We start from the raw sequence: 12,165 nt of genomic DNA, 5'->3' as shown, positions 1-12,165 counted from the left end.
ACCGAATTCATTCGAACAAAATCCTTTCGCACGTCTTCTCGTCTTCACCTCTCGCGCTCTATTTGTCTTGCTATTTTGTTCATTCTTGTATTTGCTCGTCCATGTTTCGGTGGCGCGCTGACCTGCGTGTTTGCTTCCATCTATTGGCCTCTTGGTCTAACCCGACGGGCCTGCGAGGGGGCGCATAATTGTCGGGAAATAACCCGTTGGAGGTCTTGATTTTCTGTGGCTCGGACCTAAAATGGATTGTAGGAGAGAACGGGACGGCAACCCCAAACTCTCCGGTTCGCTAACCAACACCGCTCACCTGACTGAAGGCTCAGTGATGACCATGCTTGAGGCGTGCGTGTCCCAATTTTCCCTTACCGTCGACGCGGCGGACACCATTCAAGCCCTGGTGGGCAGCTCCGACCATCCTTGGGGCCGACGGCTCCACGATGCGCTGAAGTTCGCCACGTACGCGGAGTGCGTGTACGCCGTTGAGCCGTACGCGCGTATCGAAGTTGCGGACTTCCGGCCGGACACGCCCAAGTATCCCGACGTCGCCGACCGGTCCGTGTCCGGCGTGCTGGGTGAGCTGCAGGCTGCCGGGTACGTCGAAACGCGCGACGTGCTGCAGGAAGACGCGGGCCAGACCTACCTGTCCGAGGGACGCACAGTGACGGCCGTGCACGTCGTCCGGCCCTTCGCGCTGGTCGGCGTCGACTACCGCTTTTCCGGGGAAGCCGACAGCCGAGCGATCCGGTACGGGCACGCGTACGCCGACCGGTGGGAGATCAGCGAACGCGCCTACACCGTCCCGGCCGGGTGGTACCTGGTCGGCGAGACGGGCGACTTCACGGCGGCCCTGGTCGGCGTCGCCGGCATCTCAGGGGATAGCGACGACTTGCTGTGCTCCCTGTTCGAAATCGAAGGGTTCGGCGCGTCAACCTGTCTTGCCGGGTGCGGATCGTGCGGGACGCGCTGGTCGGCGGAGTCGGGATCCTGGCACTTCCGGTCCGACGACTGCGACGCCGACGCCTGGGACTTCGACGACGCCGCCGAGATCGACGACGGAACCGGCACCGTCGCGTGCCCGGCGTGCGCTACCGGTCGCGTCGGCTTCTCCATCTTCTGATCTTTCGCCGTTGCGCGGGCGGTCCCGCGTCTTCGTGAGCTGTGTGCTCACCCCTACTTCCTTGTGAGGCTGCGATGTTTGCTGTGCTCTCTGTGGACGGAACCCCGATCGGGTTGTCCGACGACGTCGCCGAATCGATCACGTTGCAGTTCGACACGGACTCGGCTCCGACGCATCGGTGCCGGGCGTGCGGGGAGGAGTTGACCGAGACTTCGGACGGCTACGAATCGACGTCGGGCGACACCGCGTGTGCCGACTTCGAGCCGACGGCCGACACCGACCCGGACGACGGCGAGGGCCCGCACGATCCCGAGCGGATCCCGCTGTCCTGGTGCAACAGTGCGGCCGTGCACACCGACGAATCCGAAGATTCGGTCACGGTGTCCATCTCGGTCGGTGACCCGCGCGGCGCCTTCGCCTTCACCATCCGGCGCGTGCCGGACGACGCCGAAGGCGATCTCGCCGGACGGCTGATCATGCACACCCCGTACGCCGGAGAGCCGATGCCGCACGTCGCCTTGACGGTGCTGCACGAAGGAACTCACGTCGTCGGCACCTACGCGCCGACTCGGCGTCTGCACTCGGTTCCTCCCGCCGCCTGAACGCCTACGGAGGTTCACGAATGAACACCGCACCAGCAGGCGACGGCGCCCAGCCGGGCGAGGTCTACGTGACCGTGGCCGACTCCGGCGCCGTCTTCCCGGCCGTGATCGAGGACGAGCGTTGGAACGGGTTCGCTCGGCCGCGCTTCAGCCGCGCGGCGGCTGAAGCCGTGGTGGCCTGGCTGACCGACTGCCACGGTGCCATCGCCGCCGCATTCGACGGCGAGGCAGTCGCCATCACCGAAACCGCGGCCGATCGCGCGGAACGCATCGAACCGGGCGCCGATTGCCGCTACCCGATCGGCGCCGGTGCGTGGGAATGGCACCTGACCACACCAGCCGCCGACGTCGCCGCCGAGCAAGCGTTGCTCGCCGGTGCTTACTTGCTCGCGCCCGACGCGGGCGAAGTCCTGGTCAAGATCAACGCCACCGGCAGCGATCCCGGCTTCCCGGCCCAGGTGGACCCCCTGTCCGGCTGGAGCCGGTCCGGGACCCCGCGCTTCCGCCCCGACGTTGCGGTCGTCGTAGTCGCCTGGCTCAACGCCTGCGGGCGGCAGTACCCGGGCGCCACGGTGGCGTACTGGGAGGACAGCACGATCATGCTCCTTGACCCGCTCGCCGCGATCCAGGACGGATACGTGCCGACGCAAGTCGTCCGAGAGGCGGACGGCCGGTATGCGATCGGCGCCGACTTCGAGTGGGAACGCGCCGAAAGCTGACAGCTCGCGACCAACGAGAACCACGCACAGCCGTGGTGTTCCGGGACGGCAACCCCGGCACACCACCGAACCACCAACACCGCACGACACCCGTCCGAAGGGATCCGTCATGACGCGCACACCCCGTCGACCGTCCAGGACCGCAACGAAGGCCCGGCGCACGGTTTCGCCCGAAGAACGCGCCGAACGCCTCGCGGCCGCCCGCGACCAGCTGCTGGAGGGCGTGGACAAGCTGATGACCGCCGACGGCTGGCAGCAGCTGATCACCTCACGCGCCTGGCTGCGCCGCTACAGCCTCAACAACCTGATCATGATCCTGCAGCAGTGCCCCGAAGCCACCGATGTTCGGCCGCTCTCGGAGTGGAAGCGCGAAGGCTACGGCTTCATGCGCAAGGGCACGCACAAGATCAAAATCTGGAAGCCGTGCTTCCGCAGGACGACCGAAGACGAGAACGCCAAACCGGCCGAAGGCTCCGAGACGGATCCGGACAAGGCACCCGCGTTGTCGGGTTTCATGCTCGTGCCGGTCGTCGACGTCTCCCAGCTGCAGGGGGATCCGCGGGCCGCGCAGCCGTCCCCGCCGGAACCGATCGCGCTGTGCGGTGACGCGCCACGCGGCCTGTGGGACGGGGTCGCCGCCCAGATCGGCGCATGCGGCTTCACCGTCGAGCGCGGAGACTGCGGCGGCGCCTTCGGCCGAACCGTCTTCTCCGAGCGACGCGTGACCGTGCGCGACGACGTCGAAGCCGCGCAGGCCGCGAAGACGCTGACGCACGAGCTGGCGCACATCCTGTGCGACCACGAAACCCGCTTGGCCACCACGCCACGGCATGTGCTCGAGGTCGAGGCCGAGTCGGTGGCGTGCATCGTCGCCGCGGTCTGCGGCATGGACACGTTGGCGTACTCCGTGCCCTACGTCGCCGGTTGGGCGGCCGATCGCGAGACGGCACGCACTTCGGCGGAGTGCGTGCTCCGCGTCGCAGATCGGATCCTGGACCGGCTTGGCCACGCGGCAGCTCCACCCGTGGCGACTCTCGAGGATCTGGCTGCTGCGCACGGCATTCCCGCGGTCGCGTGAATCGGCCGGGGCGCGCTATGACTCCTTCAATCCTGGGCTGCGCCGAGCTCTACGGCCGCCTTCGCTACGTCACCAACCACGCCGGGGCGCAACGGCGTACCCATCCGCCCGCCGGCACGTCAACCGCAACCGCCTTCGACGACCACGATCCGCTCGGCCTGCACGGCCACGTCCTGCAGGACCTCGGGGCTACCCCCGAATACCTCGACGGCTTCACCGGGGCCTCGGCCGGCTATCCAGCGTTCGGATTCCGGCTCACCGAGAAGGCAGCTCGCCTGGCGCGGCTCTCGGAGGAGTTCGAAGCGTCCTGGACGTGGGGTGACGCCATCCGAGCCGCGGCCATCCTGGCGCACCAGATCGACAACGCCGAGGACGACCAGACGCTCGGCGACATGGCCTGCTGGCCGTGGCTCGCCACGTCGGGCGTCAGCACCCACCCGAGATGACGCCGTTGCCCGGCTGGTCGCCGCCCGGCACACCGCTATTCCTCGACGGATACCCGGCGACGCTGCTCGGTCACGTGGCCGCAAATCTGCGCGTGGACGCCGTCACCGCGACCTGCACGCGGGAGACCAGGGCGGTCACGCTGTTCCGCTCGCTCGGCTGGCGACTCACTCCGCGGGCCGAAGCCTTGGCCGACGCGGTGCAGCATTACGAAGCAAAAGGGCTTCGCTGGCCCGACGCTATTGCCGCGGCGGCAAAGACCGATGTGACGCATCTCGAGCGGCACAACTGGGACCGCTGAAGTCCGATTCCGAATCTATTAGTAGCGCCCGGCGGGTGAACACCTCCGAAGAGGCGCGGCAACCACCCGCCGGGCTCCAACACCGCACACCCCAGAAGGGTGCGCGAGCCTGCAGTCTAGCGCACGGCTCCTAACTGCGGTGTGACGCCGTGCCGTGCCTCTGATAGCTGGAGGGAACTTTCGTGTCTTCATCCCGTCGTGCAATTTCCATTCCTGTCGATACCGGGCAATTTGCATATAAGATCGCCACGGCGGTTGAGTCCGCTTGGCGCCTAACCTATGGAACCGGCCTGCTTGATATCCCGGTTTCAGTTGTTGCCACGCTTGCCGCCTTGCCGGAGAAAGATTCGTGCGGGCACAACGTCAGCGAATCGGTGCTCAGCTGGGACGCCGACACCTTCCACGACTTCGCCCGGCACACGTGGTCATCGGTCATCCGCCACCGCACCGAAATCACGCATCTTCTTCATCCGATGATCGCGTGGATCTTCGATGACCCTGACCGGGACGTGCGTGGCCACGCGCTGGCCGTCGCGCAGGCCGCGCTGCGTGCCGGGCAAACGCACCTCACCGGCACGGAACGGCGGTTCGACGTCGACCTGCTCGGCACCGTCCTGACGGTTCTTCGTCCCAAGTCGGCTCTCAAGGCTCGCGGTCAGTTCTACACGCCCGCGTCGGTGACAAAGCTCCTCGCCGGCATGTCCGACGTCCGGGAGTGCAGCAACGTGACGGACCCGATGATGGGGACCGCCGGCATGTTCCGCGCGGCGGCGGAGGTCATGCGCGAGCGGGGCCGAGACCCGCGCACGATCCGCTGGATCGGGTGCGACGTCGACTCGCTCGCCGTGGCCTGCGCCACCGTGAACAGCATGATCTGGAACCTCGGAACCGACATCGTGTTCCGCACGGGCAACACTCTCGAGCCGGGCTGGCCGGAGGTGGCGCTGGCGCAGCGGGAGGAACTCCGTCGACTGGGTCGTGACCTCGAGCGCGACCGGGTGGTGTTGTCCTTCCTGAGGTCACTCTGAACGCTACTCGTTGAATCGTGATTCGCGAATCACTATAGTTCGCTCGTGGTTAAGACAGAGCGCGCTCCGGACCGTCGCGTGTCGGCTGCGGTGTTCGGCAACAAGCACCGCCTGGAGTTGCTGGTCGCGCTGGCGGAGGCAGGAGACGAAGGCGTGAACCTGTCGGAGCTGTCCGAGGTCCGGAACGCGCCTGCGAGCGTGTACTACGGGCCGATCCGAAGCCTGATGAACGTCGGTTTGGTGGACAGGCTGGGCCGGGTAGCCGGGGACCGCCGATGTTGGTACCGGAGGCGTGAGAGCCGCTTTTGGGACTATGTTGGACCTCTTGCCCGGGACTTGGTGGAGGTGTCGTGAGCCGCGCAGGAGTCGCTGAAGCGGTCCGTGCCGCGATGACCGCTTCGCCGGTGGCCGATGAGCTGGTGCGATGTCCGAGCGCTGCGGTCCGGATGTTCGGCGCTGCGGCGGGCGTGGCCTATCGACGAGATGAGACGGAGCTCACACGGCGGACGACGGCTGGGCTCGGTCCGATTACGCACAGAGGCGTCCTGGACGCACTGTGGAGCTTGCCGACCGGTCTGCCGGTCGCAATCGCCGAGCTGAACGAGCGAGAGCGGAAGCTGCTTCAGCGTGCGCCGCGTGGAGCGGTCGAAAGCGACGGCAGCCACATTGTCCGCCTCGCGGTAGCGCCGGTGTCAGTGCGGTTCGCCGTGGTGGCGGCCCGGACGTGGCGCGAAGGCCTCGTGAAGGCGGGCCGGTTCGCGCCGTTCTGCGCACGGGCCATGTTGCTGCCTGCGGCACCGTCCGACCTGGACGATGCACAAGTGCAGGCGGGGTTCTACGGTATCGGGATTTGCGTGTTCTCCTCTGGCAAGCTGCGGATGCTGGCCGAGCCGGAACGGTACGTTCGCCGTCGGCACTCCTCGGCGCAATGGTGGTTCGCCGAGGAGATCTACCAGCAGCTCACGGCGACTGGCGAGGAGCACGCGGCCGGCGGGTGACCGGGTGGATCGCCGAAAGCCAGGACGGGAGTTCCGCCCACGCCCGCAAAGTCTCCGGGGGCTTGAAGGCTTCGGGCTGGTTGATCCGGGTGTTGACGATCTCGGCGTTCGCCACGGCGTCCACACACTGGGTGCGCCACCAGGTTGCCCGGTCGGCGAGGGTGCGGCAGGCGTGAAGGCCGGTGATCCAGGCCGCCCAGGTGCAGAGGCTGTGGCGGTGCGCGGCGACGCTGTCGTCCTTGGTGAGGAAGGTGTCCAGCTCCCGGCCGTCGCAGGACGCGCAGTCGCAGACCGGTGCCTGGCTGTCGGCGAACTTCTCCTGCAGGGTAGAGCCCTTGAAGAAGGTCATCAGGTCGCCGAACAGCACGCTGGGGGACTCGTCGTTCTTGTTGGACCGGCGAAACTGCCCAAGCGGGATCATGTGCCGTAAGCCGCCGCCCGAACCGATCGACGTGGCGAAAGCACCGTGGCTCATCACGTCGAATCCGGTCAGATCGGTACGCAGCACCGCGACGTGGCCGGCCTCGGCGACCACCCGCCGCAGGTTGGCCACGGCGTCCTTGTAGCGCTCCATCGGGTCGAACTGGCCGCCGATGAAGACGGCCTTGGGCAGCTCGAGCAGAGCCAGAACCGCGATGAGGTGGTCGATGTGCTCGGGCTGGAACCAGCCGACGTCCAACGGGACGCTGAACACCACGTCGTCGCGGTCGATCCGGCCGGCCGCACGAACGGCCGCGCGCAACGCGTCGCTGTCGCCAGCGTGCAGATATCCGGTGGGCGTGAGTGCCACACACGCCCCGAAGTCGCGCTGGCGTTGAAGTTCCTGCTCCAGTGTCAGCCCGAACAGCCCGCCGTCGGCCGGTCGGAGCACGAACGGATCGTCCTCGGTCGCCGCGGCGACTTCGTAGCCTTCGGGATCGTAGGCGATGGGCCGATCGAATCCGGCTTTGCTTAGGTGCTTGATCCCAGTAGCGGCGCCGGTGCCCTTCAGCACGAGGCCGCCGACGTGCTCCGGGAGGACAGGTAGCAGCTTGCGTCCGGTGTCCCAGCTGGTGTGCAGCAGCACCCGGTCCGTCAAGACGCTGGCTGCTCCGGGCGGTACTGCCGGCGCGGACTGGTCGGCCAGTTCCTGAAGCGCCGCTTCCCGCTCGGCCACCTTGTCGCTCGTCGGGCGCGGCTCGGGCAGGTAGTCGGGCGGGCTGGCATCGTCGGTCATCGCGCTGCCTCACTCACGGTCGAGGAGATAGGACGGTGAGCTGCGCCGGTCGGCGGCGGGACGGGGCAGCTCAGGTACAGGTCGACGAACTCGTTCTGGCTCAAGTACGCCACGGACGCCAGCTCGGGAATTTCGCGGCCCTGCTCCAGCTGCTGGCTGATCATCGAGGTCACGGCGGTCGGGGTCTCGGCGTCGAACGTGCCGGGTTCGCTGGTGCGGTAGCCGAGGCTCGACATCTCGACCGCGAGGGTGCGGTACTGCCAGTCGCTGATGATGCCGAGCGTGTGTGCGCGGCGGAGCAACGCCCACATCGAGACTTTCCACCGAGCTTTCAAGTCGAGGAGCCGTGGAACGCTCAGCGCACCGCTCGACAGCTCGGCGCGGATCTGGCGGCGGGGCATCAGCAGTTCGGCGGCGAAGGCGTTCGCCTGTTTTTCCTGCTCGGGATGCGGCACCTGGTGCATGACCATGTGCCCCAGTTCGTGCGCCAGCGTGAACCGCTGTCGCTCGGCCGGCGTGCCCGAGTTGAGCAGGACTAGCGGGTCCTCGCCGGCCGGGGCGCAGCTGACCGCGTCCACCGGCACGCTCTCCGCTCCGGAGTCCAAGGGGACCGGCGCGACCAGGCGACGGCAGGTCACCCAGGCGCCGAGGTCCTCCGCCATCGTCACGACGGACTCCAGCGGCCCCCCGGCTGCGTCCCACTTAGCGCGTACCTGCTTGGCGGCGTCCGCCGCGGTAGTCAGCTCGTCGACAGAGACCTGCGGAATCCCCGTAGCCTCGCGCTTGGGGGCGCCGGCCAGCAAGGCCCGTAGCTGGATGCGCGTCAGATTGAGCAGGGCGTGGATGCGTTTCAGGTCACCGGCCGAGGCAGCCTGCTTCTTCCGGTGGTGCACCAGGCCGACCCCCGCCCCGACCTCCTGGGTGCCCACGCAGAGCAGCGGGACGGGGTACCCGAGGGCCTGAGCGTAGAGCGCCAGGCGATCACCCGTCACGGCCAAGCGCCCGGCTTCAGCGCGGCTGACGTACCCCTGGCTGACCTTGCTGCCGGGGCCGTCCAGCTCTTGCATGACCTCGGCCAGCCGTCCCTGCGTCATACCCCGCGACTCGCGGGCGATGACGAGCATCCGCGGCTGCGCCGCGTCCGTGTCGGCTGACTCCATGGTCACCTCCTCTGTTGCCTCAAATTATCACCTCAAAATATTCTGCGCAACATGCGTCCGGGTAGGCCGAACGACCTCAGGACCGGACGTTGCCGGCCGGCCGGCTCGCCGCCAGGTAGTCGTCGCCGTTCCAGCGGTACGAGCTGACCTGCACCGGCTCGCCGAACGTTGGAGCGTGCACCATCCTCCCGGCCCCGATGTAGATGCCGACGTGGTGGACGTTGCCCCGCGTGCCGTAGAACAGGAGGTCGCCTGGGAGCAGCGGCTGGCCGCCGGGCACCAGCGGGCCGGCGGCGTACTGGGTGCGGGCCGTGCGCGGCAAGCCGATGTCGGCCGCCCCGTAAGCCGCTTTGGTGAGGCCCGAACAGTCGAAGCCGCTGTCGCCGTTCAACGGGCCGTTGCCGCCCCAGAGGTACGGCAGCCCGAGCTGTCCGCAGGCGAAGTTGATCGCCGTTGCGGTGGCGGCGTTCGGAGCCTGGATGTTGTCGCAACGGCCGGTGCCGACTGCGGCCTTGCTGTACCTCTCGGCCTGGTCGAGGACTTCGTCGACGTACCAGTCCGCGTGGTTGTAGGCGAACAGCGCCTTGCGGATGTCGTTGGGCGCGCCGGACTCGCACAGGTAGTACGCCGCCGCGTAGATCGCGTCGTGCTTGTCCCACGGCGACTGCGGGGTCTTGCCGCCCGGCGGTAGTGGATGCCGGGCGACGACTCCGTCGAACGTGGACTGGAGGAACTGCATCGGCCCGCGGGCGCCGAACGAGTTCTCGGTTCCCTCCGCGATGCCGATCAGTTTGCTGCGGCCGTGGTCGCTCTCGACCTTGCCGATTGCCGCGAGGATCGACCAGTCCAACCCGGGACACGCGGCAGCTGCCGCTCGGTAGAGGCTGAGGTAGTCGCCGGGGATGTCGGCGATGGCCTCCTGGCTCGGCTCGGTGCCGCTGCTGCCGAACACGGCCTTCACGACGCCTTGCCCGATGCCGCCGATGAGGATGATGACGACCACGACCGCGGTGTAGGCGAACTTCATGGGCGCCTCCGGAAGCGGCTGGCGTGCGAGGCGGGTGGGAACGGATCCGGAGCGGTCAGGGCCGCTGGACCCGGCTGGGCCGGGACCGTGCCTGACGCCGGCACGTCGCCGGGCAGATCAGGTTGGGGCCAGAGCTGGGCGAGCTCGACGAGCTGCAACCGGCCGGGGTGATGCGTTGCCGATCCGGCGATCGGCAGCCATCGGGTGGCGGCGGGGTCGCCGGCTGCGTCCGCGGTGGTGGTGGCCAGCGGCACGAGCCTGGGCCGGTCGAGCTGGGACAGGCAGTCGGCGAGCGCTCGGCGGGCGGACGTCTCGCGCCGATGGGTGGGCAGCCAGATGAGGACCGGGGTGGTGATACCGGTCGCGGCGGCGAGCTTCTCGTAGCCGTAGAGCTTGCGGCTGAGCTTGCCGAGGTCTTCGGTGCCGAAGTCGAACTCGAGGAAGAACTCGAGCTGACGGTCGTCTTCGCGCCACCGGCCGTAGGCGTCGGGGCGCACCATGTCGCCGAACAGGCGTCCGCACCGCAGCTCGGACCACCACGCGGTCAGCGACCTTCGCGCCCCGGGACGCCGGCCTAGCGCGACCAGAGCGGTGAAGAAGCCGTTGACGCCGACCGTGTGGGCCAGACGCAGGGAGTGCGCGATCCCGATCGCGTCTTCGTGCCGGTAGCCGATCGACTTCGGATCGAGGCCGTCTTCGTAGGCGAGAGCGACCGCGCCGGCGATGTCGAGCACGTAGTGCATCGGGGCGGTGCCGGTTGTGACGAACGGCTGGAACCGGTCGACAACCCGCCACTTGAAGAGGTCGAGCAACCGGTGATTGGCCGCGCGCATGCTCGGATAGCAGAGCTCGACGATCTGCTGGGTTGTGAAGACCTTGTGTTCGTAGAGCATCCGTGCCAGCCACCGGTCCCGCTCGGTCAGTCGGCCAACGAGCTGGGCGTGGTGCTCCCCGGTGGTGGCCGCTCGTGGGGTGGGGCGCTGCGGCATGTGTCCGCGCAACGCCCGCTGAGCGGTGGGATTTGACGGCATAGTACGCATCTCCTTGATTGGGCGGGTTGATGAATCAATTCGACTTTCGGGCCGCTAAACGAGGCGTTTACACCGATCTGAGCGCCTGGTTCAGCGACGATCGGGCATTCGCAGAGCGTGACTGCCGCCTCGCTGCCGATCGGCGGGGAGGCGGCAGACGCCAACTCGGGTCACCGCACGTGCTGCAGCGCTCGAAGGAGTTCGATCACGCTGTTCACGGCTTCAGGCGCAACCATGGCGAGTACGATCAGGACTCCGAGCAGAACCAAGATCGTCAGTAGCATCTTCATCGTGTCTCCAGTTCGTCAACCTGCTGTCCGCGCCATCGTCTGACCTGCGAAGATGCCAAAGTCGAGGTCGGGCGAGTCGTGGCGATGGTTGACGTAAACTGCTCAAGCGCGCTGCCGCGCGCCAGGCTGGATCTGACGGGCCTTGACACTTCTTGACACCTGGAGGTGAGGAGCACGGCGTGGCGGTGATCATGCCCAACGAAGAGGTGCTCCCTCCCGGGTGTCAGCGGGAGCTGACTCGGGCTATCCATGATCTGTACGAGAAAGCTGGGCTACCTGGAACTCGTACTATCAGTAAGGCGATCAAGGATCGGGACGACCTGACCGACACTGTCAGTCATGAGGCTGTCAGAAGTATTTTGCTCGGGAATAGGTCTCGCTGGTCGAAGGTTGCGTGTCTGATATCGCAGCTGCTTCATTGGTCTGTTTCGCCAGGTGACGTCGAGACGGTGATGTTGGATATTCATCAACTGTGGCTGGCGGCCGAAAAGGGGCTCAGGGGAGAAGCGTCCGCGGCCGATGGGGCGACGATGTTGAGTGTTTCGGTCGCAACCAGCGGAATAGACGAAAAACCCGTCTCAAGCGAGGACGATCAACTAGGTGCGGGTGCGGGTGCGGGTTCGAATACGAATCACGTTGAACCACGAGTCTTTATTCGGTGGCAATCTCGGGTGGGACCTATAGACGTATTTGACCGAGAAATGGCAAGTCAGATTATTGAGGATGGAACTCCCAATGAGTGACCCTGTCGAATCTGGCCAGTCGAAGGGGTTCGATGCGGCTGACGCCTTGTGGCGGCGCTTCGCGACGAGTGGTTCGGTCGACGATTTGAACCGTGCCATTGGTCTGTACGAGCATGGGCTTGCGACACTTTCCGACTCTGATCAGCGCGACCGAACCACTTTGCTGAACAATCTAGGAACCTTCTTGCGATCCCGAGCTGCGCGAAGTGGTGCGTTTGATGACCTCACTCGGGCCATTGAGCTCTATCAGGAGGCGCTCGCGACCCAATCCGACGGAGGCCAGCGCAACCGCGCAACACTGCTTAGTAATTTGAGCTCTGTGTTGTCTGAGGTGGGTCGGTATGAGGAGGCGTTGGCGGCTGCGAGCGAGGCTGTCGTTCTTCGTCGTCGACTCGCGGAGATGCACCCTGA

General features: G+C 66.8%; 15 protein-coding genes. 11 read left to right on the top strand and 4 right to left on the bottom strand.

The window, feature by feature from the left end:
- Positions 1-325 precede the first annotated feature (325 nt).
- The 9 genes from ACZ4TR_RS22030 to ACZ4TR_RS21990 all read left to right on the top strand — a co-directional run bounded on the left by ACZ4TR_RS22030 (position 326) and on the right by ACZ4TR_RS21990 (position 6,287).
- Positions 326-1,117, top strand: a complete 792-nt coding sequence (locus tag ACZ4TR_RS22030; RefSeq protein WP_465288750.1) for a hypothetical protein — start codon at positions 326-328, stop codon at positions 1,115-1,117.
- Between the two features lie 92 nt (positions 1,118-1,209).
- Entirely contained in the window at positions 1,210-1,719 is a 510-nt protein-coding gene (locus ACZ4TR_RS22025) for a hypothetical protein (RefSeq protein ID WP_465288749.1), read from the top strand.
- 68 nt (positions 1,720-1,787) lie between these two features.
- Positions 1,788-2,438 (top strand): hypothetical protein, encoded by a 651-nt coding sequence (locus ACZ4TR_RS22020; RefSeq protein WP_465288748.1) that lies wholly within the window; start codon positions 1,788-1,790, stop codon positions 2,436-2,438.
- 223 nt (positions 2,439-2,661) lie between these two features.
- Positions 2,662-3,516: a hypothetical protein gene (locus ACZ4TR_RS22015; RefSeq protein ID WP_465288747.1), complete on the top strand. Its 855-nt coding sequence runs from the start codon at positions 2,662-2,664 to the stop codon at positions 3,514-3,516.
- Between the two features lie 17 nt (positions 3,517-3,533).
- A complete protein-coding gene (locus ACZ4TR_RS22010) occupies positions 3,534-3,962 on the top strand; it encodes a hypothetical protein (protein ID WP_465288746.1) in 429 nt (142 codons plus the stop codon).
- Positions 3,959-4,261, top strand: coding sequence for a hypothetical protein (locus ACZ4TR_RS22005; RefSeq protein WP_465288745.1), 303 nt, complete (start codon positions 3,959-3,961; stop codon positions 4,259-4,261). The genes ACZ4TR_RS22010 and ACZ4TR_RS22005 overlap by 4 nt, the downstream gene beginning before the upstream one ends.
- A gap of 182 nt (positions 4,262-4,443) precedes the next feature.
- On the top strand, positions 4,444-5,289 hold the full coding sequence (locus ACZ4TR_RS22000) for an N-6 DNA methylase (RefSeq protein ID WP_465288744.1): 846 nt from the start codon (positions 4,444-4,446) through the stop codon (positions 5,287-5,289).
- Positions 5,290-5,334: 45 nt separating this feature from the next.
- Complete coding sequence (locus ACZ4TR_RS21995) at positions 5,335-5,643, top strand: hypothetical protein (RefSeq protein ID WP_465288743.1); 309 nt, start codon at positions 5,335-5,337, stop codon at positions 5,641-5,643.
- 35 nt (positions 5,644-5,678) lie between these two features.
- Entirely contained in the window at positions 5,679-6,287 is a 609-nt protein-coding gene (locus tag ACZ4TR_RS21990; RefSeq protein ID WP_465288742.1) for a hypothetical protein, read from the top strand.
- Here ACZ4TR_RS21990 and ACZ4TR_RS21985 read toward each other — a convergent pair.
- The 4 genes from ACZ4TR_RS21985 to ACZ4TR_RS21970 form a co-directional block, all read right to left on the bottom strand.
- On the bottom strand, positions 6,250-7,503 hold the full coding sequence (locus ACZ4TR_RS21985) for a hypothetical protein (protein ID WP_465288741.1): 1,254 nt from the start codon (positions 7,501-7,503) through the stop codon (positions 6,250-6,252). The two genes, ACZ4TR_RS21990 and ACZ4TR_RS21985, sit on opposite strands and share 38 nt — an antisense overlap.
- A complete protein-coding gene (locus ACZ4TR_RS21980) occupies positions 7,500-8,663 on the bottom strand; it encodes an ImmA/IrrE family metallo-endopeptidase (protein WP_465288740.1) in 1,164 nt (387 codons plus the stop codon). The genes ACZ4TR_RS21985 and ACZ4TR_RS21980 overlap by 4 nt, the downstream gene beginning before the upstream one ends.
- 76 nt (positions 8,664-8,739) lie before the next feature.
- Positions 8,740-9,690: a C40 family peptidase gene (locus tag ACZ4TR_RS21975; RefSeq protein WP_465288739.1), complete on the bottom strand. Its 951-nt coding sequence runs from the start codon at positions 9,688-9,690 to the stop codon at positions 8,740-8,742.
- Positions 9,687-10,721: a replication-relaxation family protein gene (locus ACZ4TR_RS21970; protein ID WP_465288975.1), complete on the bottom strand. Its 1,035-nt coding sequence runs from the start codon at positions 10,719-10,721 to the stop codon at positions 9,687-9,689. The genes ACZ4TR_RS21975 and ACZ4TR_RS21970 overlap by 4 nt, the downstream gene beginning before the upstream one ends.
- 469 nt (positions 10,722-11,190) lie before the next feature.
- Here ACZ4TR_RS21970 and ACZ4TR_RS21965 point away from each other — a divergent pair, with 469 nt between their 5' ends.
- On the top strand, positions 11,191-11,754 hold the full coding sequence (locus ACZ4TR_RS21965) for a hypothetical protein (RefSeq protein WP_465288738.1): 564 nt from the start codon (positions 11,191-11,193) through the stop codon (positions 11,752-11,754).
- On the top strand, positions 11,747-12,165 hold a 419-nt coding region (locus tag ACZ4TR_RS21960), incomplete at its 3' end, for a tetratricopeptide repeat protein (RefSeq protein WP_465288737.1). The genes ACZ4TR_RS21965 and ACZ4TR_RS21960, both read left to right, overlap by 8 nt.

This window comes from Amycolatopsis sp. NPDC028719, assembly GCF_055565395.1.
The sequence above is the reverse complement of the archived record's forward strand: the minus strand, read 5'-3'. Positions and strand labels throughout refer to the sequence as shown.